Genomic DNA, 20,327 nt, shown 5'->3' with positions numbered 1-20,327 from the left:
GCGGTTCGGCGGTTCGGCGGTTCGGCGGTTCGGCGGTTCAGCGGTTCAGCGGTTCAGCGGTTCAGCGGTTCAGCGGTTCAGCGGTTCAGCGGGTCGACGGGTCCGCAGGTCGATAGGTCAGCGCGCCGGCAGGTCGGCATGGGCAATCCGCTCCCATCGCCCAGCCAGCCAACGCCCGCCATTCGAGCCACGCGCCGCGCCATCGAACACGCAATCGCCATGCGCACCGAACGCGCGCGCCTACCTCCGTGCGAGCAAGAATCCGTGCCACGCGGTCAGCGCGACCGCCGCCCAGATCGGCACGTACGTCGCGAGCTGCTCCCAGCTCAGCGCCTCGCCGAGCACGAACACGGCAACCGCGACGAGCAGCACCGGCTCGACGTAGCCGAGAATCCCGAAGAGCGCCATCGGCAGCATGCGGCTCGCTTTCAGATAGCTGGCGAGCGCGAACGTGCTGATCGCGCCGAGGCCCGGCAGCAGCATCGCCCACAGGAGCGGCCGATCCGCGACGCGCGTGCCGCCCATCGCGAGCGTCGCGGCCGCGACCGGCAGCAGCGCGAGCATTTCGACCGAGAACAGCGCGAGCGAATCCGCATTCACGCGGCGTCGGAGCACGAAGTACGGCGGATAGCCGAGCGCGACGACGAGCGTCGGCCACGCGAACGCGCGCATCGCCCAGATCTCGTGCGCGACGCCCGTGGCCGCGCACGCGAGCGCGAGCCATTGCAGCCCGCTCAGACGTTCGTGGTAGTAAAAGCGCCCGACGAGCACCATCGTCAGCGGCAGCAGGAAATAGCCGAGCGACACCTCGAGCATCCGGCCATGCAGCGGCGCCCACAGGAACAGCCATAGCTGCAGGCCGAGCAGCGCGGCGCTCGCCGCGAGCGACAGCGCGATCCCGCGCCCCGCCTGCGGATAATCGGCCGCGGCGCTCAATGCTGCTGGAAGCGCTCGAAGCGCTTGTCCGTCCGGCGCTCCTCGAACGTCACCTCGGTCACGCGCGCGGCGGGCGGCCCGTGCCGCAGCCACGCGAGCATCCGGTCGATCTGCGGCGCCGGGCCCTGCAGCATCGCCTCGACCGAGCCGTCGTCGAGATTCGCGACCCAGCCGCGCAGCTTGAGCGCATGCGCCTCGCGCACGGTCGCGTGCCGAAAGCCCACGCCCTGCACCACGCCGCGCACCCGCACGTAATAGGTTTCGATCCGCTCGTCCAGACGCTCGTCCAGATCGTCGCCGCTCATCGCATCCCCCGTGTCATCCAGTCGATCCAAGCCCGGCATTGTAGTCGCGCGCCGCGAACGATGCTCGACGAAACCGCGCGCCGCCCGCGCGAGGCGACCACGTACAATCTCGCACGACGCACAACACGCCGCGCCGCACGAGCGCGCGGCCATGAGGACTATGACTGACACACAACGCGATCTCGTTCTGGTGACCGGCGCCTCCGGTTTTGTCGGCTCCGCCGTCGCGCGCGCCGCGCGGCAGCAAGGCTATCGGGTGCGCGTGCTCGTGCGGCCGACGAGCCCGCGCACGAACGTCGCGGATCTCGACGCCGAGATCGCGACGGGCGACATGCGCGACGAAGCGTCGATGCGCGCCGCCCTGCGCGGCGTGCGTTACCTGCTGCACGTCGCGGCCGACTACCGGCTGTGGGCGCCTGATCCGCTCGAGATCGAGCGTGCGAATCTCGAAGGCGCGGTCGCGACGATGCGCGCGGCGCTCGCCGAGGGCGTCGAGCGGATCGTCTACACGAGCAGCGTCGCGACGCTGAAGGTGACGCCGTCGGGCGCATCGGCCGACGAGTCGTCGCCGCTCACGGCCGAGCAGGCGATCGGCGTCTACAAGCGCAGCAAGGTGCTCGCGGAGCGCGCGGTCGAGCGGATGATCGCCGAGGACAAGCTGCCCGCCGTGATCGTCAATCCGTCGACGCCGATCGGCCCGCGCGACGTGAAACCGACGCCGACCGGCCGGATCATCGTCGAAGCCGCGCTCGGCAAGATTCCCGCGTTCGTCGACACGGGCCTGAACCTGGTGCACGTCGACGACGTCGCGCACGGCCACCTGCTCGCGCTCGAGCGCGGGCGGACCGGCGAGCGCTACATCCTCGGCGGCGAGAACCTGCCGTTGCAGACGATGCTCGCCGACATCGCGCAACTGACGGGCCGCAAGGCGCCGACGCTCGCGCTGCCGCGCTGGCCGCTGTATCCGATCGCGCTCGGCGCGGAAGCGGTCGCGAAGATCACGAAGCGCGAGCCGTTCGTGACGGTCGACGGGCTCAGGATGTCGAAGAACAAGATGTATTTCACGTCGGCGAAGGCGGAGCGCGAGCTCGGCTATCGCGCTCGGCCATACCGCGAGGGCATTCGCGACGCGCTCGACTGGTTCCGGCAGGCGGGTTATTTGCGCTGAGCGGGGTTTCGGCGTTTCGGCGTTTCGGCGTTTCGGCGTTTCGGCGTTTCGGCGTTTCGGCGTTTCGGCGTTTCGGCAGCAATTCTGCGTGTGCCGTTCACGGTCCGCGCAACGTTCCGATTTTTCGCCGACTCATCGTGGACCGCGACGGGTTATCGACGCATTCGCCCCTCTTCCCGGAAAACGGGACGCCCGCATCCGCGTGCCGGATCGAAAATCGGCGATCGCGACGCATCGCGCGGCGCTCGGCTCGCCACGAGCGGCCCGCGGCTGCGATGCGCATTCGCGCCGTCGCTCTTCTTGTCGCCATCAGGCAAGATCCCCATCGATCTTGAAGCGATCGATGCGAACGCGTCGAGCATGTGATCGCCCGACGCTTTCGATCGAGAAAGACCCTCGAGCAGGCTGCCGCAGCAGCAAAGCGTGCGGCAACCACGGGGCAAAAGACATCTCGCCGCCCAACCAGCGTTCGCGCCGCGATCTCGCCGCGATCTCACTGCGATCTCACCGTATCGCGGCCGATACGACGACGGACCTGCCTAACGGGCCGCCGGCGGGGCCGCCGGCGCGCGTCGACCGCCCTTTCCGATCGCCGCTGACACGAAACGCCCCCATGCGGCCTCGAAGATCGAAGACGATCCGGGAGGCGCCGGCCCACACTTCGGGCACACGTCGACCTCGGCGGCACCATCCGTCGACTTCTCGCCCATTACGTCAGCCAATGTCGCCGAACCGCTCCAAGTGCGCGGTCCGACACGCGCTCGCTGCCGCGTCCGCCACGTTGCCAGCATTTTGTTACATGCAACGTTCGAACCTGGACAGGGCCTGCGGGTAAAATCGCGGGTCTTACGTAGAGAATGCACGCATGAACTTGAACGATCAGATCGATACGCTCGACAGCCGCGTCGATCAGCTCATCCATACGGTGTGCGACGTAGCGAGCGCCGCGCAGGAAGCCGCCGCGACCGCCGCCGCAGACAAGGCCGCCGCGCAGGCCGCCGCCGAAGCCGCCGCGGCGAAGCACGCGGAAGCCGCCCGAATGTCCGTCGAGCAGTCGACGCTCGAATCCCTCGCCACCCAAGCGGCCGCCGACAAGAAGGCGGCCGAAGCGTTCGCGACGCAAGCGGCCGCCGTCCAGGCCGCGGCCGAAGCCGCCGCCGCGCAGGCGGTCACCGACAAGACCGCGGCCGAAATGCTCGCGATGCAGGCGGCCGCGGATCGGGCCGCCGCCGAACAGGCCGCGGCACAAGCAGCGGCGGATAAATCGGCCGCCGAAGCGCTTGCCGCCCATACCGCAACGGAACGCGCGGCGACGGAACAGGCGTCGTCCGACAAGGCTGCCGCCGAAGCACTCGCCGCTCAGGCAGCGGCGGATCGCGCCGCCGCCGCGCACGCGACGGCGCAGGCCGAGGCTAACAAGACCGCCGCCGAAGCGCTCGTCGCGCAGGCGACGTCGGAGCGCACGGCGGCCGAGCATGCCGCCGCGCTAGCGGCCGCGGACCGAGCCGCCGCCGAACACGCTGCGACGCAGGCGGCCGCCGACAAGGCCACGGCCGAATCGCTCGCGGCTCGAGCGGCGAGCGAGCGCGCAGCGGCGGATCGGGCCGCCGCCGAGCAAGCTGTCGCTCAGGCCGCCGACGACAAGGCAAAGGCGGACACGCTCGCCGCGCAAGCCGCGGCGGACCGCGCCGCCGCCGAGCAAGCCGCCGCTCAGGCGGCGGCCGACAAGGCCGCAGCCGAAGAGATCGCCGCCCAGGCGGCGGCCGATCGAGCCGCAGCGGAATTGCTCGCCGCGCAGGCCAGCGCCGAGCGCACTGCGGCCGAAACGCGCGCAACCGAACGAGAGACGGCGGAACGCAGCGCCGCCGACGCAGCGGCCGCACAAGCCGCCAACGACAAGGCGGAAGCCGAAACGCTCGCCGCCCTAGCCGCGGCGGACCGCGCCGCGGCCGAGCAGGCCGCGGCCCAGGCGGCGGCCGACAAGGACGCGGCCGAGTCGCTGTTCGCGCAGGCCACGACCGAACGTTCGGCCGCCGAGGCCGCCGCCGCACGCGCGGCGAGCTACAAGGCGGCGGCGGAATCGCTCGCGTCGCAGGCCGAGCAGAACCGGGCGGCCGCCGAAGCCGCGGCGCCGGTCGCGGCAGTGCAAGCGGCAAACGGCGAGCTATCGCTGCACGTTGTGCGGCCGTCGCAGGACCAGATCACGCTCACGCTCGGCGAGCGCTCGGTGTCGCTGCCGCCTCAGCAGCTCAGCCAGTTGATCGAGGAATTGGCGCACGTGCGCGCGTCGATGACGATCGAGCAGCCGAACGGGCTGCCGAACGGCTGGCGCTTCGTGACGACGCGCAATCCGCTGATGGCGGTGCAGAAGCAGGCGAACGGCGACCGCCTGCTCGTCGCGCGGCACAGCGGGTTCGGCTGGGTGCCGTTCACGTTCTCGCCGGAGGTCGTGATCCAGCTGTACATGCTGCTCACGCAGAAGTGACGCGGCGCGGCCGACCACGGCCAGCGCCGGCGCCGCACCGTCTGAAGGAAAGGGGAAGTGGTGACCGGAACGGCGGTCGAGACGGCCGCCGGCCGGGAAATGGCGAAGTCGCCCGATCGAGCGAGCGCATTCTCCTGAATAAACGCGGCGGACGCGCTCAATCGAGACCACTGACAACGGATAACGGCCCGCAGCAGCAACCGAGCCCCGCGGGTCCGCAAGCATCCGCAGTTTTCGCGGCGCCGGCGCCACGCCCGCACACGCACACGCACCCGGACGATCGGGCAAACCGGGCCGCGTGCCCCGTGCCCCGTGCCGCGCCCTCGCACCCCGACGAAACGCTTCGCGCAACAGCTTGCGCGCGCAGTCCGGCAAAGATCGCAGTCGAAGCCAAAACCGACGAACAACCGGCCGACGCGGCCGCTCCCGAACGCCGCCGACCGGCCCGCAACGGTTCAGCGATCCTGCACCGGCGCCTGCACGCGCGCCTTCCACTGCCCGCCCTTGCCGCGCCAGTAGCGCACCGCCGACGCGAACGTCGCGCCGACATAGAACAGCGCGACGAGCGGCAGCGCCGGCGCCCACCACGGCGAGCGGCGGTAATAGCTCAGCATCGGCGCATACGCGGTGCACATCGACGCCCACGCGAGCCACGCCGGCCACGCGCGCGCGCCATACGCGAGCGCGGCGACGGGCGGCATCAGATAGATGATCGTCATCCCGACGAGCGTGCCGAGCAGCAGCACCGGCGAATAGCGAAGCTGCGTGAACGCGGTGCGCGCGATCATGTTCCAGATGTCGCGCCAGCTATCGTACGGACGCAACGACACGCTGCGCTCGGCGAGGTCGAGCCGGATCGGGTGATGACCGGCGCCGCGATGCTTGATCTGCGCGGCGAGGCTGCAATCGTCGATCAGCGCGCCGCGAATCGATTCGATGCCGCCCGCCTCCTCGAGCGCGTCGCGGCGCACGAGCATGCAGCCGCCCGCCGCGCCCGCCGTCTTGTTGCGCGGATCGTTGACCCACGAGAACGGGTACAGCTTCGCGAAGAAGAACACGAACGCCGGGATCAGCGCCTTTTCCCAGAACGAATCGCAACGCAACCGCACCATCAGCGACACGAGATCGCGCTGCTCGGCCTGAGCGCGCGTGACGAGCTGCGCGAGCGCGTCCCGCGGATGGCCGATGTCGGCATCCGTCAGCAGCAGATAATCGGCGGGCAGCCCGAGCGAGCGCACCGCGGCGATCCCCTGCGACTGCGCCCACACCTTGCCCGACCAGCCGGCAGGCAGCGCCTCCGCGGTCAGCACGGTCAGCCGGTCGACGCGGCTGGCGGCGGCCGCGGCCGCGCGTGCGGCGTCGGCGGTGCCGTCGGTGCTGTGGTCGTCGACGACGATCAGATGAAACGAGCCTGCGTAGTCCTGCTCGACGAGCGATTTGACGGCCTCGCCGATCACGTCGGCCTCGTTGCGGGCGGGCACGACGGCCGCCACCGCGGGCCAGCCGGCGTCGGCGGCCACGCCGCGCGCGTCGCGCGGCAGGCGCCGCGCGGGGCGCGCGCGCCAGAAGCCGCCGCGCCCGAACAGCAGCACGAGCCAGATCACGAGCGACAGGCACGACAGCAGAAACACGACGATGAGCGTCATGCGCGGCCCTCCGCCCGTGCGCGGCGGCGGCCCGGCGCGCCGCCCGGACCGGCGGCCGCGCGCGCCGGCGCGCCCGTTTCGTTACGATCGACTTCCATGCAAATCAGCCCTTTAGGTGCCCTCCGGCGTCAGCGAGCCGAAAGGTTCGGTGAAAACCGCCTAGTTTACTGGGTTTGACGCGCGCAAGCGCCGGACCTCCGGGGTTGCTCCAATTGCCACAACGTCAGGAACGGTAAAGCACGCAAAAGCCGATAGGGTTAAAATGCGCGATTACTTCGGGGTGCCGGGCCCGTTCCTGCATTCATAACATCCAAGTTGGGGCGATCGGCCCGGCCTGCCGGCCGCTCGCACCCCGCGTCAGTCGTCGGAGTTCGCCCAAATATGCGAGTCATCCTTGCCCAGCCTCGCGGCTTTTGTGCGGGGGTTGTCCGCGCGATCGAGATCGTCGAGCGCGCGCTGCAACAGCACGGCGCGCCGGTCTATGTACGTCACGAGATCGTCCATAATCGGCACGTAGTTGAAAACCTGAGAAATAAAGGGGCGCGATTCGTTGAGGAGCTCGACGAAGTGCCGCATGGCGCCGTGGCCATCTTCAGCGCGCACGGCGTCGCCCAGACCGTCGAAAAGGATGCCGATGCCCGGGGCCTCGACGTCCTCGACGCGACGTGCCCGCTCGTCACGAAGGTGCACGTGCAGGGGCGCCAGTACGTCGCGGCCGGCCGCCGGCTGATCCTGATCGGCCACGCCGGCCATCCGGAAGTCGAAGGCACGATCGGCCAGATTCCGGGCGAGGTGATCCTCGTCCAGAGCGAAGCCGAGGTCGATACGTTGACGCTGCCGGCCGACGCGCCCGTCGCGTACGTCACGCAGACGACGCTGTCGGTCGACGACACGCGCGGCATCATCGAAGCGCTGCAGCGCCGGTTCACCGACATCGTCGGCCCGGACACGCGCGACATCTGCTACGCGACGCAGAACCGCCAGGCGGCCGTGCGCGAACTGAGCGAGCAGGTCGACGTGCTGCTCGTCGTCGGCGCGACGAACAGCTCGAACTCGAACCGGCTGCGCGAGATCGGCGCCGAAAGCGGCGTGCCGAGCTATCTCGTCGCGGACGGCTCGGAAATCCGCACCGAATGGTTCGCGAACGCGCGCACGGTGGGCCTCACGGCCGGCGCGTCGGCGCCCGAGGAAATGGTCGAGGACGTGATCGCCGCATTGCGCGCGCTCGGCCCGGTCGAGGTCGCGACGATGTCGGGCCGCGAGGAAAAAGTCGAATTCAAGCTGCCGGCGAAGCTCATGCAAGCTGTCGCCCGCGAAGTTTAAGGAGGACATCTCTTGTCTATTCCGCTGCTCCAGCAAGCCCGCGTCGGCGCGTACATCGTGCGCCAACACCTGTCCGGCAACAAACGCTATCCGCTCGCGCTGATGCTCGAGCCCCTCTTCCGCTGCAACCTCGCGTGCAACGGCTGCGGCAAGATCGATTACCCCGATCCGATCCTGAACCAGCGCCTGTCCGTCGAGGAATGCCTGCAGGCCGTCGACGAATGCGGCGCGCCCGTCGTGTCGATCGCGGGCGGCGAGCCGCTGCTCCACAAGGAAATGCCGGAAATCGTCCGGGGCATCATGAAGCGCAAGAAGTTCGTCTATCTGTGCACGAACGCGCTGCTGATGGAAAAGAAGATGGACGACTACCAGCCGAGCCCGTATTTCGTCTGGTCGGTTCACCTCGACGGCGACAAGGACATGCACGACCATTCCGTGTCGCAGGACGGCGTGTACGACAAGGCCGTCGCGGCGATCAAGGAAGCGAAGCGCCGCGGCTTCCGCGTGAACATCAACTGCACGCTGTTCAACGATGCGATCCCCGAGCGCGTCGCGAAGTTCTTCGATACGCTCAAGCCGATCGGCGTCGACGGCATCACGGTGTCGCCGGGCTACGCGTACGAACGCGCGCCGGATCAGCAGCACTTCCTGAACCGCGACAAGACGAAGAACCTGTTCCGCGAAATCCTGAAGCGCGGCGAAGGCGGCAAGCGCTGGTCGTTCAGCCAGTCGTCGCTGTTCCTCGATTTCCTCGCCGGCAACCAGACCTACAAGTGCACGCCGTGGGGCAACCCGGCGCGCACGGTGTTCGGCTGGCAGAAGCCGTGCTACCTGGTCGGCGAAGGCTACGTGAAGTCGTTCAAGGAACTGATGGAGACGACCGACTGGGACAACTACGGCGTCGGCAACTACGAGAAGTGCGCGGACTGCATGGTCCACTGCGGCTTCGAGGCGACCGCCGTGATGGACACGATCGCGCATCCGCTGAAGGCGCTGCGCGTGAGCCAGAAGGGCATCAAGACCGACGGCCCGTTCGCGCCGGACATTCCGATCGACAAGCAGCGTCCGGCCGAGTACGTGTTCTCCCGCCACGTCGAGATCAAGCTCGAAGAGATCCAGCGCGCGGGCAAGGGCAAGCTGCAAAAGTCGCCGAAGCCGGCCGCGACGGCCTGACCCGACGATCGCCGGCGACGCGCCAGATTGCGCGCCCGCCGTCGACGGCCGAGGCGCCCCGAATGACATTCGGGGCGCCTTTTGTTTTGGCGCGCGCGTCGCCGGGGTCCGGCCGCGCCTTTGCGCAGTTCGCCGCGATGCGTATTCTCGGCGCGCCGTGCGTCGGTTGCGATACGTCGGTCGGCGCGCGACGGACGATGTTTCGGGATGAATGAGCGGTGTCAGGCCGGTGGCGGTGGCGGTGGCGGTGGCGGTGGCGGTGGCGGTGGCGGTGGCGGTGTCGGTGGCGGTGGCCGTGGCCGTGGCCGTGGCCGTGGCGGCATCGGTACCGATATCGATGCCGATGCGATTTCGCATCGTCGAACGCCTCGACATGGAAATCCTGGCGCACGTTCAGCGAAATTCCCCGCTTCACGCGTCTTTGTCGCACTTTTTCGTCACGTCCGCTTACGCGGCCGATCGATGTCGCATGCGACGGCCGCCGAGCCGAGCCGGCGCCACACACACCACTTGCGCCGCTAACCCGCAAGCACGCTTGCTCGCGCCGCGTTACGATGCGCGTTGAGCCGGCGCCAACGACGCGCCGCCACCGACAACGATGCGCACGGGCGCACGACGCCGCCGCGCACGCGCAGACATTCCGAGAACCGCCATGACATCTTCCGACGTCGCCGACATCATCGGCTGGCATGCCCACGTATATTTCGACGCATCGAGCCGCGACGCCGCGTGGGCGTTTCGCGCGATCGTCGAACGACGCTTCGGCGCGACCGTGCAGCTCGGCCGTTTTCACGAGCGACTCGTCGGGCCGCATCCGACGTGGTCGTATCAGATCGCGTTCGAGCCGGCGCAATTCGCCGAAGTCGTGCCGTGGCTCGTGCTGCACCACGGTGCGCTCGACGTGTTCCTTCATCCGAACACGGGCGACGAGCTGCGCGATCATCGCGACGCCGCGGTCTGGATCGGCCATTCATATGCGTTGAATCTCGATGCGTTGAGCGGCTAAACGACGCGACGCGCGCCGCATCGGCGTATCGCGCCGCGAAGTCGGCCACGTCGCGAAAGCGGCGAATCGGGCCGGATAACGTCGGGTTCGACCGGGTCACGCTCGACCGGCGAACGCTCGACCGGCGCACGTCGAGCCGGGTTGGGTCGCGTCGAGCAGGGACATGTCGGACCGGACCGGGTCGGGTCGGACCGGGTCGGGTCGGACCGGACCGGGTCGGGTCGCGTCGCGTCGAGCCAGGCCACGCGGGCCGAGTCACGTCACGTCGCGTCGCGTCGTGCCAAGCCGGGCCGGGCCACGTCAGACCGAGTCGCGTCAGCCTCAAACCGGCGCACGTCAGACCGAGTCGCGCCGGGCCGAAGCACTTTCGCCCGCTCCGCATTCGATCGCGTCATATCGAGCTCGGCCCGCGTCGCAATCGAAGAAGTTCCGTCGAACGTCACGCCGCACCCACGTCGACGGCCCGTCATCCGGATCGCGCGTGCGAGCGCCGTGCGGCGACACCGATCGCCCATGCAGCCGAATACGCGCGGATCTGCGCGAATATCTCGCCGCGAGACCGACATCGCAACGGATTGAGCGGCGACGCAGTTCGCGCGCCGTCGCATGCCCGAACCGGCGAACGAAGCCGCCGATACGTTCATCGAGCGTTGCGCGCCGCGCAATCGATGCGTGCGCCGCGGTAACGCCGGACGATCGACTCTCGCACTACCATTGCGTGGCATGCACGCCACGACACGGAGAAGCCGATGGCCCCCGATCTGAATCTGCTGATTGCGCTCGACGCACTGCTCGAAGAAGGCAGCGTCGTCGGCGCCGCGCGCCGCATGAATCTCAGCCCGCCCGCGATGAGCCGCACGCTCGCGCGCATCCGCGAAACCGTCGGCGATCCGATTTTCGTCCAGGCCGGGCGCAGGATGGTGCCCACGCCGCGCGCGCTCGCGCTGCGCGGCGTCGTGCGCGAGACCATCGAGCGCGCGTCGCAACTGCTCGCGCCGAGCGCCGAAATCGATTTGCGCACGCTCGACAAGCAGTTCAACGTGCGCGCGAACGACATCTTCGTCGGCATGCACAGCGGCCGGCTGCTCGAGGAGATGGAGCGCGGCATGCCGCGCGCGATGCTGCGCTTCACGCCCGAGGAGGACGACGTCGACGACGACGCGCTGCGCAGCGGCCGCATCGACCTGTTCATCAGCGCGTCGCGCCGCCTCGGGCCCGAGATCCGCGTGCAGCCGCTCTTCACGACGACGTTCGTCGGGCTCGCGCGCAGCGATCATCCGATCTTCGGCGACGACATCACGCCCGAGCGCTTCGCGCGCTGGCCGCACATCGGCGTGTCGCGGCGCGGCAAGTCGTCCGGGCCGATCGACGCCGCGCTCGCTGAGCGCGGGCTGAAGCGCCGCGTCGCGCTCGTCGTGCCGACGCCGTACGCGGCGGTATTCGCGCTGCACGCGTCGGATCTGATTCTGCCGCTGCCCGAGCATCTCGCGTGCGGCGCAGTGAAGGCGGGGCTCGACGTGCGCGCGTTCGAGCTGCCGGTGCCGCTCGAGACCGTGCTGATCACGCAGGCGTGGCATCCGCGCTTCCAGAGCGACCCCGCGCATCAATGGCTGCGCCGCGTCGTGCGCGGGCTGTGCACGGGCCCGACCGCGTTGCAGCCAGCGCACGCGTGACGCGCGCGCGACGCGTGCGTCTCACGCACGCGCCGATTGCAAAGACTTCACTTTTCTGAACGCGAGCGACGCCCGTAGACTGCCTCCGTCATTCATCACGGAGCGCGATCAGTGCGTGACGCAGCAGATCAGACGGCCGCCGTTTCGGCGGCGCGCGGACGGCCGAGCCGAGCGACGGCGGCGCTGCTCGCGCGCCTCGAGCGATTCGAATTCGATCTGTTCACGCCGCGCGGCGCGTATGTCGCGCGCTCGATCGCCGCGGCCGCGCTCGCGCTCGGCGTCGCGTATCTGCTGGCGCTCGAGACGCCGTACTCCGCCGCGTCGACGGTGCTGCTCGTGATCAATCCCGTGCAAGGCGCGGTGATCGGCAAGGGCGTGTGGCGCGTCGCCGGCACGATCGCCGGGATGCTCGTCGCGTTCGTGCTGATGGGCTGCTTCGCGCAGCAGCCGCTGCTCTTCATTCTAGGCTTCGGCTTTTGGCTCGGCCTATGCGTCGCCGGCATGACGATGCTGCGGCACTTTCGCGCGTCGGGCACGGTGGTCGCCGGCTACACGATCGGCCTCGCGACATACGGCGCGATGCTGCGCCCCGAGCTCACCTTCGAACGCGTGATCGGCCGCGGCTCGACCGTCGTGATCGGCGTGCTGTGCCTGAGCCTCGTGTCGATGCTGTTCAGCGCCCGCGACGTTCGCGGCAAGCTCGAAGCGCTGGTGACGCGGCTCGCCGCGGCGGTCGCGCGCGCGATCGCCGCGCAGCGCGGCGGCATCGCGGCCGCGCCCGGCGACGACACGCGGCTCGCGCTGCTGGCCGACATCTACGGAATCGACGATCTGCTCGCGCTCGGCAAGGCCGAATCGGAGGACCTCGCGCAGCGCGCGATGGCCGTGCGGCACGGGATGGCGTCGCTGTTCGGCGCGCTCGCGGGCGGCACGCCGCCGCTGCCCGCCGACAGTCCGGGCGCACGCGCGATCGCGCGCCTGCAACCGCGGCTCGAGGCGGCGTGGCGGGCCGCCGCCGACGCGCTCGACGACGGTCCCGACGGCGCCGCGCACGCGGCCGCGCTGCTCGGCGACGCGCGCACGCGCTTGCGGAACGCGCTCGCCGGGATCGCGTTCGCCGACCCGCGCGACGAGGCGACGCTGCTGATCGCGGGCGAGCGCCTGATCGAGCAGATCGACGACTATCTCGCCGCGCTGCGCGGCCTTGCCGAGTTGCAGCGGCCAAGGCCGCAGGGCAAGCCCGCACCCGTGCGCTTTCATCGCGACGCGCGCTCGGCCGTGCGCAACGGCGCGCGCTCGATGTGCGCGATCGTGATCACGGGCGCGATATGGTTCGCGACCGGCTGGGATCAGGGCGACATGATGCTGCTCGTCGTCGCGCCGTATTGCGCGCTGCTCGCCACGGCCGGCGATCCCGCAGCAGGCGCGAAGGCATTCATCAAGGGCACGGTCGCCGCGGTGCCGGCCGCGTTCGCCTGCGCATTCGGCGTGCTGCCGCGCATCGAGGGCTTTCCGCTCCTCGTCGCGACGCTCGCGCTGTTCTGGCTGCCGGGCATCTATGCGACGAGCACGCCGAAGACCGCGCTCGCGGGCCTCGCGTATCTCGTCGCGTTCAACACGCTGAACGCGGCGACCAATCCGTTTCGCCCCGACCTCGGCCTGTTCCTCAATCAATCGGTCGCGTGGGTGCTCGCGACGTTCGTCACGCTGCTCGCGTTCCAGCTGATCCTGCCGCGCAACCTCGCCGCCGACATCGCGCGGCTACGCCGCACGATCCGCGACGATACGCTCGGGCTCCTCGCTTCTCGCCACAGGCGGCCGGCGGCGGCCCAGTGGCCGCAGCGGCAGCAACACCGCATCGCGCAGCTCGCCGCGCTGCTGAAAAGCCGGCCGGCCGCGATGACGCAGGCGAGCGTCGAAGGGCTCGCCGCGCTGCACGTCGGCAAGGAATTGCTGCGCATCCGGCGCTTCGTCGCGCGCGGCGATCTACCCGCGCCCGCGCTCGACTGCGCACGCACCGGCCTCGCGCGGCTCGCGCGCCGCGCCGCCGAGCCCGCGCGCGCGGCGCGGCATGCGCGCCGCGCCGCCCGTGCGATCGCCCGGCTCACCGCCGCGCATCCCGGCCACGACGCCGAGCTGAAGCGGCTGATGGCCGCGTTCGCCGACGTGCACACGCTGCTGCACACGCATGCCGCGTACTTCACCCCCGTTCCGCCGAGGTCCCGCCGTGCTCAGTGAATTCGCCGTGGCCGGCGTCTACCTGCCGCCGTTCTTCGTCTATGCATGCGCGACCGTGCCGCTCTACCTGGCCGTGCGCGCCGCGCTCGCGCGCGCCGGGCTGCTGCGCCGCGTGTGGCACCCGGCGCTGTTCGAGTTCGCGGTTTCGCTCGTGCTCGTCGCCGCGCTGATCCTCTTTCTCTAGTTCGCCACATCGCACCATGTCGCTCAAACCCCTGACCCGCTCCGTGGCGACGCTCGTCGCGATCGGCCTCGCGATCGCGCTCGTCGCCGCCCTCTGGCACGCGTACGTGCTCGCCCCCTGGACCCGCGACGGCCGCGTGAGCGCGCACGTCGTGCGAATCGCGCCGGAAGTGTCCGGAACCGTGATCGGCGTCGCTGTCGCCGACAACCAGCGCGTATCGAAAGGCGACGTGCTGTACCGGATCGATCCGCGGCGCTTCGCGCTCGCGCTCGAGCAGGCGCAGGCGCAAGTCGCCGCGAGCGCCGAGGCGATGCGGCAGAAACGCGACGAGGCGCGCCGCCGCACCGGCCTCGACGATCTCGTGCCGCAAGAGGACATCCAGCGCTCGGGCCGCGCGGTGTCGATCGCGCAGGCCGAATACCGCAAGGCGCTCGCCGCGCTCGAAGTCGCGGAGCTCGATCTCGAGCGCGCGACGCTGCGCTCGCCGGTCGACGGCTACGTCACGCAGCTGCGCTTGCGTCGCGGCGACTACGCGGTCGCGGGCAAGCCCGGCATCTCGGTGCTCGACGCGCACAGCTTCTGGATCACCGGTTATTTCGAGGAAACGAAGCTGCGCCGCATCGCAACGGGCGCGCCCGCGCGGATCAAGCTGATGGGTTTCGATCCGCTGCTGAGCGGCCGTGTGGCAAGCATCGGCCGCGGCATCGCCGACGAGAACGGCGGCCTCGACGAACTCGGACTGCCGAGCGTCAATCCGATGTTCAGCTGGGTGCGGCTCGCGCAGCGGATTCCGGTGCGCATCGAGCTCGATCGCGTGCCGGCGGGCGTGCTGCTCGCGGCCGGCATGACCTGCAGCGTCGAGATCGGCGAGGCCGGCCGCCGCTCGACGCCGCGCGGCCGGCTCGCGTCGTGGCTGCACACGTTGATGTAGGCGGCGGCGATGCGATCCATTTCTTTCCGTCCGCCACGATGCGCCGCCGCGCTCACGGCCGGCGCCTGCGCGATCGCGCTTGCCGCGTGCACGGCGGTCGGCCCCGACTATCGTCCGCCGCGGCCCGCGCATCCGTCCGACTGGACGGCGCGCGGCGGCGACGCCGCGCCGGCCGATCCCGCGCAATCGCAGGACTGGTGGCGCGCGTTCCGCGATCCGCTGCTCGACAAGCTGATCGCGCAGGCGATCGGCGGCAATCAGGACCTCGCGATCGCGCGCCAGCGGCTGTTGCAGGCGCGCGCCGAGCGCGACCGGATCGCGAGCCGGCTCGGCCCGGCCGTCTCCGCGGGCGGCACGGCCGACGCGCTGCGTTCGTCGCGCGCGCTCGACTGGCCGCCGGGCATCGGCCAATCGCGAACGTATCGGCTCGGTTTCGACGCGTCGTGGGAGCTCGACGTCTTCGGCGGCACGCGGCGCGCGATCGAATCCGCGGATGCGCAAGTCGAGGCGATCGACGAAGACCGCCGCGCGATTCTCGTGAGCCTCGTCGCCGAGCTCGCGTCCGATTACGCGGAACTGCGCGCGAGCCAGGCCCGGCTGCGGCTCGCGGCGGACAACGTCGCGAGCCTCGACGCGACACTGCGGCTGACCGAGCGCGCGCAGCGGCGCGGTCTCGGCACATCGTTCGAGATCGCGCAGGCGCGCGCCGAGCTCGAGCTCGCGCAGGCCGCGCTGCCGCCGCTGCGGGCGAGCGTCGCGCGGCTCGCGCACGCGATCGGCGTGCTGACGGGCGGCTTTCCCGGCGAGCTGCGCGACGCGCTCGCCGCGCCCGGCGCGACGCTGCCCGTCGCGCCGCAGTTGCCCGTCGCGCTGCCGGCCGACGTGATCCGCGAGCGGCCCGACATCCGCGCCGCCGAGCGGCGCTTCGCGGCCGCCACCGCGCAGATCGGCGTCGCGCGCGCCGCGCAATTGCCGCGCTTCGCGATTCCGCTGAGCGTCGGCTCGACCGCGAGCCTCGTGCAGGACTTGTTCGCGAGCGCGAGCGTCGCGTGGTCCATTGCGCTCGAAGGCACGCAAACGCTCTACGACGGCGGCCGCGCGAAAGCGGGCGTCAGCGCCGCGCAGGCCGCCGCCGAGGCGGCGCGCATCGCGTATGCGCAGCGCGTGCGCGTCGCGTTCCGCGAGGTCGAGGACGCGCTGACCGCGATCCGCGCCGAGCGCGACCGGCAGAAGGCGCTCGTCGCGGCGGCCGACAGCAGTCAGGACGCGCAGTCGCGCGCAATGCGCCTGTATCGCGGCGGACTGAGCGATTACCTGTCGGTGCTGACCGCGCAGCGCGCGACGTACCGCGCGCGCGACGCGCTCGCGCTGAGCCGCCTCGCGCACGTGCAGGGCGTGATCGCGCTGTACAAGGCGCTCGGCGCAGGCTGGCGGCGCGATGCGCCGGTCGCGCAAGCCGACGGCCCGCCGGACGCGCGCGGGCCTTGACGGCCGCCGCGCTGCGCCGCTTCGCTTCGCGCCTCGTCGTGGCGTTCGCCTTCGCCTTTGCCTTTGCCTTTGCCTTTGCCTTTGCCTTTGCCTTTGCCTTTGCCTTTGCCTTTGCCTTTGCCATCGTCTTCGTCTTCGTCTTCGTCTTCGGATTTTTTTTCGTCATCCATTCCGGGAGCATTGCCATGAATCTCGATCCGCAGGATTTCGTCGTGCACGACGTGAGCCGGTTTCCGATGTGCGTATTCCGCGAAAGCGCCGCGACGCCCGGCTACGCGACGCAATGGGAGAAGGAAATCGACGCGCTGATGCGCGGCGGCGCGCCGTTCGTCGTCGTGTACGTCTCGCTCGAAGCCGGCGAGAGCCACGACGACCGCAAGCATCGCGCGATGTGGCTCAAGCGGAACAGGACGGCGCTCGGCGCGGTGTGCAGGGCGCTCATCAGCGTCGAGCCCGATCCCGAGCGGCGCGCGGCCGTCGCCGAGCAAGGCCGGATGGCCGTCAAGGCGTTCGGGATTCCGCACGAGGCGGTCGCGTCGCTCGGCGAGGCGACGGCGCTCGCCGCGCGGCTCACGGCAGCGAGCGGCGCAACCGGCGTCGAAACGCACGCGCGGCGGACCTGATACGCAAGGCGGCGATCCGGGCCGAAGTCGCCACGCTCGGCCGTCGGCGCCGGCGCGAACGTGCGCCGGCGATGCGCGGACGGCGCATGCCGGCGGCGTCGCTGCGGCGGCATGCCGATGCGACGTGGTCGGTTTCGACGCCGCGCCGCCGCCGCCGACGACACTCGCCGCCCGGCATAGGTGTCTTTCGGCGCGCTCGCCGCTCCGGTCGCGATGCTCGCAACGGCAAGTGAACGCCTTACGCGTCGGCGTGAGCCGATCGGTCGCAACGCGCATCGGCCATGGCCCTCATCGACGCCGCGCCGCCGACGCCGACGCTCGCCGCCCGCAACGGCGGTCAATGCGCCGAGCGCCGGCGCCCGTCGATCGTCCGCGACGCACTGCGACCGACAACGCCCGTTCGCCCATCGCCTTGCGCGACGCTTCCGACATCTCGCGGCGCATTTCGCCGTCCCCCGCCCGTCCCCGCGCGCCGGCTCGGCCATCGCCTGTCGCGCCGGGCGCGCGCCGACGCCCGCCCGGCTCCCGCGAATCGACCAACTCGAATGAATATGCGAAGCTTTCGCCGACGTTCCGCGATTCCGTTTCATTCCGCAAAGGAGCCCACTTGGAAATTCGCCACGGAGTCAATCTGACGCGCGCCCGCGCGCTCCTCGCACGCGAACGCGACGCCTTCGAACGAGCCATGCCGACATCGCGCGCGCGCTGCGCCGAAGCGGCGCAGCACCTGCTGTTCGGCGTGCCGCTGCACTGGATGCGCGACTGGTCGACGCCCTTCTCGCTGCACGTCGATCACGCGCGCGGCGCGCATTTCACCGACGTCGACGGCCATCGCTACGCCGACTTCTGCCTCGGCGACACGGGCGCGATGTTCGGCCACGCGCCCGAGCCCGTCGCGCGCGCGCTCGCCGAGCAGGCGACGCGCGGCTACACGGCGATGCTGCCGAGCGAGGACGCCGCGTGGGTCGGCGCGGAGCTCGCGCGCCGCTTCCGGCTGCCGTACTGGCAGTTCGCGCTGAGCGCGAGCGACGCGAACCGCTTCGCGCTGCGCTGGGCGCGCGCGGCAACGGGCCGCAAGCACATCGTCGTGTTCAACGGCTGCTATCACGGCACCGTCGACGACGTGTTCGTCGATCTCGTCGACGGCAAGCCGGCGCAGCGCGACAGCCTGCTCGGCCAGGCGCACGATCTGCTCGCGTACACGCGCGTCGTCGAATTCAACGATCTCGCCGCGCTCGAAGCCGCGCTGGAGAGCGGCGACGTCGCGTGCGTGCTCGCCGAGCCGGCGCTGACCAACATCGGCATGGTGCTGCCCGACCCCGGCTTCTGGCGCGAAGCGCGCGCGCTGACGCGCCGCCACGGCACGCTGCTCGCGATCGACGAAACCCATACGATCAGCAGCGGCCCCGGCGGCTACGCGGTCGCGCATGGGCTCGAGCCGGATCTGCTCGTCGTCGGCAAGCCGATCGGCGGCGGCGTGCCGTGCGCGGTGTACGGCTTCAGCGCGTCGTTCGCCGAGCGCGCGCAGCACGCGAAAGCGAGCGCGCCGCCCGGTCATTCCGGCATCGGCACGACGCTGACCGCGAACATGCTGGCGATGCGCGCGATCCGCGCGACGCTCGCCGACGTGATGACGGACGCCGCGTACGCGCACATGTTCGACCTCGCCGCACGGCTCGCGGCCGGCCTCGAACAGGCGATCGCGCGGCGCGGGCTGCCGTGGTGCGTGACGCGGATCGGCGCGCGCACCGAATTCCAGTTCGCGCCGACGCCGCCGCGCAACGGCGCGATCGCCGGAATGCAGCTCGACGGCGAGCTCGAGCACATCGTGCATCTGTATCTGCTGAACCGCGGCGTGCTGATCACGCCGTTCCACAACATGATGCTCGTGTGTCCGGAAACGGGCGCGGAAGACGTCGATCGGCTGGTCGCGGCATTCGATGCATGCATCGGGGAGATGGTCTGAGCGACGTCGCGCGGACGCCACGAAGAACGATGCGAGCGCGCGTGCGTGCATGCGTGCGTGCGTGCCGCAGGAACGCTTGTCGGCGACGGGAACACGGAGGATGCCGAATAGCGCGCCAGTTCGCACGAGTAACCGGATGCCAGATACATTATCTCACACGAGTTAATTAAAACCTGACAACTGGATACTCGTCGCGACACAATGCGGAATTCAATGTCAGATTGGGCGGCGAATAAAGCAGCCAAAATAAATCTTCTCAACCTTTCAACGCCAAGCCAAATATATCTCATATAAGATATTAATAGCCTGATTGGTTGTCCGCTTCGACGATGTGCAGCCGCACAATGCGGCCATGCCGACGCTCGAAGAAAAAGCGGCGTTCGCAGAACGCCTCAAATTCGCCCTGCAGCGCAGCCCGGAGAAAATCTCCGGCGCGACCGCCCTTGCGCTGCACTTCAATCTGCGGCATCGCGGCGAACACCCGATTTCTCCGCAAACCGCACACAAATGGCTGACGGGCCGCACGATCCCGACGCCCGACAAGTTGCGCACGCTCGCCGATTGGCTGCGCGTCGATCTGCATTGGCTCCATTACGGCCCGCCGCCCGGCGCGCCCGGCGGCAGGACGCACGAGCCGGCGCGACGCGACGAAAAATACGCGCCGACGGCGGAGACCATCGAGCTGGCATCGAAGATCGAGGCGCTCTCGCCGCATCATCGCTATCTGATGCAGGAATTGATCGAGCATTTCTGCGGCGATCCGTCGAAGCGGCGCTGAGCGGCGCAGATGTCGGCGGATACTCATCGGGCCATCGTCCATCCATCCGCCTGGCCGTTCGCCGCTTCGATCCAACGCGTCGTCCCGCCGCATCCGCCCATGAAAAAAGCGCCACGGCTCGCACCGTGACGCTTTTGCGCGATCGCGACAAGCGCATCGCGAAACCGCCGCCGCCCGCGAACTACGCCGTCAGCAGCATTTCCCCGCTCCCGAACCGTATCGCGCATTCTGCCGTTCGCGGAAAAACTCCTCGTACGTCATCACCGGACGATCGGGATGCGTCGCGCGCATGTGCGCGACGTAGCCTTCGTAGTCGGGCAGGCCGACCATCAATCGCAGCGCCTGCCCCAGATAACGGCCCGCGGTGCGCAATTCGCCGCCGAGATCGGAGAACATCGCGGCCT

17 protein-coding genes and 1 pseudogene are annotated in these 20,327 nt (G+C 70.0%); 14 read left to right on the top strand and 4 right to left on the bottom strand.

What is annotated here, in order from left to right:
- Nucleotides 1-240 precede the first annotated feature (240 nt).
- Together rarD and X946_RS28620 are read right to left on the bottom strand one after the other, a co-directional pair.
- A pseudogene (rarD, locus tag X946_RS28625) lies at nucleotides 241-903 on the bottom strand (EamA family transporter RarD); the annotation flags it as partial.
- A gap of 29 nt (nucleotides 904-932) precedes the next feature.
- Entirely contained in the window at nucleotides 933-1,241 is a 309-nt protein-coding gene (locus tag X946_RS28620) for an acylphosphatase (protein ID WP_038755204.1), read from the bottom strand.
- A gap of 160 nt (nucleotides 1,242-1,401) precedes the next feature.
- Here X946_RS28620 and hpnA point away from each other — a divergent pair, with 160 nt between their 5' ends.
- Nucleotides 1,402-2,409, top strand: a complete 1,008-nt coding sequence (hpnA, locus tag X946_RS28615) for a hopanoid-associated sugar epimerase (RefSeq protein WP_038755202.1) — start codon at nucleotides 1,402-1,404, stop codon at nucleotides 2,407-2,409.
- Between the two features lie 865 nt (nucleotides 2,410-3,274).
- Nucleotides 3,275-4,894: a hypothetical protein gene (locus X946_RS28605; protein ID WP_038755197.1), complete on the top strand. Its 1,620-nt coding sequence runs from the start codon at nucleotides 3,275-3,277 to the stop codon at nucleotides 4,892-4,894.
- 455 nt (nucleotides 4,895-5,349) lie between these two features.
- Here X946_RS28605 and X946_RS28600 read toward each other — a convergent pair whose 3' ends face one another.
- Complete coding sequence (locus X946_RS28600) at nucleotides 5,350-6,540, bottom strand: glycosyltransferase (RefSeq protein ID WP_038755194.1); 1,191 nt, start codon at nucleotides 6,538-6,540, stop codon at nucleotides 5,350-5,352.
- Between the two features lie 381 nt (nucleotides 6,541-6,921).
- On the opposite strand from X946_RS28600, the gene ispH reads away from it, so the two are divergent.
- The 12 genes from ispH to X946_RS28540 all read left to right on the top strand — a co-directional run bounded on the left by ispH (nucleotide 6,922) and on the right by X946_RS28540 (nucleotide 19,923).
- On the top strand, nucleotides 6,922-7,863 hold the full coding sequence (gene ispH / locus X946_RS28595; protein ID WP_038755192.1) for a 4-hydroxy-3-methylbut-2-enyl diphosphate reductase: 942 nt from the start codon (nucleotides 6,922-6,924) through the stop codon (nucleotides 7,861-7,863).
- 12 nt (nucleotides 7,864-7,875) lie between these two features.
- Nucleotides 7,876-9,036, top strand: a complete 1,161-nt coding sequence (hpnH, locus tag X946_RS28590) for an adenosyl-hopene transferase HpnH (protein ID WP_038755189.1) — start codon at nucleotides 7,876-7,878, stop codon at nucleotides 9,034-9,036.
- A gap of 211 nt (nucleotides 9,037-9,247) precedes the next feature.
- Complete coding sequence (locus tag X946_RS35555) at nucleotides 9,248-9,601, top strand: hypothetical protein (protein ID WP_038755185.1); 354 nt, start codon at nucleotides 9,248-9,250, stop codon at nucleotides 9,599-9,601.
- Nucleotides 9,602-9,688: 87 nt separating this feature from the next.
- On the top strand, nucleotides 9,689-10,042 hold the full coding sequence (locus X946_RS28580; protein WP_038755181.1) for a DOPA 4,5-dioxygenase family protein: 354 nt from the start codon (nucleotides 9,689-9,691) through the stop codon (nucleotides 10,040-10,042).
- Between the two features lie 749 nt (nucleotides 10,043-10,791).
- Complete coding sequence (locus X946_RS28575) at nucleotides 10,792-11,715, top strand: LysR family transcriptional regulator (RefSeq protein WP_038755178.1); 924 nt, start codon at nucleotides 10,792-10,794, stop codon at nucleotides 11,713-11,715.
- Between the two features lie 111 nt (nucleotides 11,716-11,826).
- Nucleotides 11,827-13,953, top strand: a complete 2,127-nt coding sequence (locus tag X946_RS28570; protein ID WP_038755175.1) for an FUSC family protein — start codon at nucleotides 11,827-11,829, stop codon at nucleotides 13,951-13,953.
- Nucleotides 13,943-14,137 (top strand): DUF1656 domain-containing protein, encoded by a 195-nt coding sequence (locus tag X946_RS28565; RefSeq protein WP_038755172.1) that lies wholly within the window; start codon nucleotides 13,943-13,945, stop codon nucleotides 14,135-14,137. The genes X946_RS28570 and X946_RS28565 overlap by 11 nt, the downstream gene beginning before the upstream one ends.
- Before the next feature lie 16 nt (nucleotides 14,138-14,153).
- A complete protein-coding gene (locus X946_RS28560) occupies nucleotides 14,154-15,068 on the top strand; it encodes an efflux RND transporter periplasmic adaptor subunit (RefSeq protein ID WP_038755169.1) in 915 nt (304 codons plus the stop codon).
- Between the two features lie 9 nt (nucleotides 15,069-15,077).
- Nucleotides 15,078-16,556, top strand: a complete 1,479-nt coding sequence (locus tag X946_RS28555; protein ID WP_038755166.1) for an efflux transporter outer membrane subunit — start codon at nucleotides 15,078-15,080, stop codon at nucleotides 16,554-16,556.
- Complete coding sequence (locus X946_RS28550; protein WP_235364069.1) at nucleotides 16,553-17,179, top strand: hypothetical protein; 627 nt, start codon at nucleotides 16,553-16,555, stop codon at nucleotides 17,177-17,179. The genes X946_RS28555 and X946_RS28550 overlap by 4 nt, the downstream gene beginning before the upstream one ends.
- A 607-nt stretch (nucleotides 17,180-17,786) precedes the next feature.
- On the top strand, nucleotides 17,787-19,145 hold the full coding sequence (locus X946_RS28545) for an aspartate aminotransferase family protein (protein WP_038755163.1): 1,359 nt from the start codon (nucleotides 17,787-17,789) through the stop codon (nucleotides 19,143-19,145).
- A 352-nt stretch (nucleotides 19,146-19,497) separates the two neighbouring features.
- On the top strand, nucleotides 19,498-19,923 hold the full coding sequence (locus X946_RS28540; protein WP_038755160.1) for a transcriptional regulator: 426 nt from the start codon (nucleotides 19,498-19,500) through the stop codon (nucleotides 19,921-19,923).
- A 189-nt stretch (nucleotides 19,924-20,112) separates the two neighbouring features.
- Here the strand turns inward: X946_RS28540 and X946_RS28535 are convergent, their stop codons facing one another.
- A complete protein-coding gene (locus X946_RS28535) occupies nucleotides 20,113-20,319 on the bottom strand; it encodes a YbdD/YjiX family protein (protein ID WP_038755157.1) in 207 nt (68 codons plus the stop codon).
- Nucleotides 20,320-20,327: the final 8 nt, after the last annotated feature.

Origin of the sequence: Burkholderia sp. ABCPW 111, from assembly GCF_000773065.1 — a bacterium.
In the GTDB taxonomy this organism is placed as follows: domain Bacteria; phylum Pseudomonadota; class Gammaproteobacteria; order Burkholderiales; family Burkholderiaceae; genus Burkholderia; species Burkholderia savannae.
The sequence above is the reverse complement of the archived record's forward strand: the minus strand, read 5'-3'. Positions and strand labels throughout refer to the sequence as shown.

What these genes read in the sequence shown, in the direction of transcription:
- X946_RS28540 (WP_038755160.1), top strand. Translation starts at nt 19,498, where the DNA reads ATGCCGACGCTCGAAGAAAAAGCGGCGTTCGCAGAACGCCTCAAATTC.
- X946_RS28605 (WP_038755197.1), top strand. Translation starts at nt 3,275, where the DNA reads ATGAACTTGAACGATCAGATCGATACGCTCGACAGCCGCGTCGATCAG.
- hpnA (WP_038755202.1), top strand. Translation starts at nt 1,402, where the DNA reads ATGACTGACACACAACGCGATCTCGTTCTGGTGACCGGCGCCTCCGGT.
- X946_RS28535 (WP_038755157.1), bottom strand. Translation starts at nt 20,319, where the DNA reads ATGTTCTCCGATCTCGGCGGCGAATTGCGCACCGCGGGCCGTTATCTG.
- X946_RS28560 (WP_038755169.1), top strand. Translation starts at nt 14,154, where the DNA reads ATGTCGCTCAAACCCCTGACCCGCTCCGTGGCGACGCTCGTCGCGATC.
- X946_RS28620 (WP_038755204.1), bottom strand. Translation starts at nt 1,241, where the DNA reads ATGAGCGGCGACGATCTGGACGAGCGTCTGGACGAGCGGATCGAAACC.
- X946_RS28600 (WP_038755194.1), bottom strand. Translation starts at nt 6,540, where the DNA reads ATGACGCTCATCGTCGTGTTTCTGCTGTCGTGCCTGTCGCTCGTGATC.
- X946_RS28580 (WP_038755181.1), top strand. Translation starts at nt 9,689, where the DNA reads ATGACATCTTCCGACGTCGCCGACATCATCGGCTGGCATGCCCACGTA.
- X946_RS28555 (WP_038755166.1), top strand. Translation starts at nt 15,078, where the DNA reads ATGCGATCCATTTCTTTCCGTCCGCCACGATGCGCCGCCGCGCTCACG.
- ispH (WP_038755192.1), top strand. Translation starts at nt 6,922, where the DNA reads ATGCGAGTCATCCTTGCCCAGCCTCGCGGCTTTTGTGCGGGGGTTGTC.
- X946_RS28575 (WP_038755178.1), top strand. Translation starts at nt 10,792, where the DNA reads ATGGCCCCCGATCTGAATCTGCTGATTGCGCTCGACGCACTGCTCGAA.
- X946_RS35555 (WP_038755185.1), top strand. Translation starts at nt 9,248, where the DNA reads ATGAGCGGTGTCAGGCCGGTGGCGGTGGCGGTGGCGGTGGCGGTGGCG.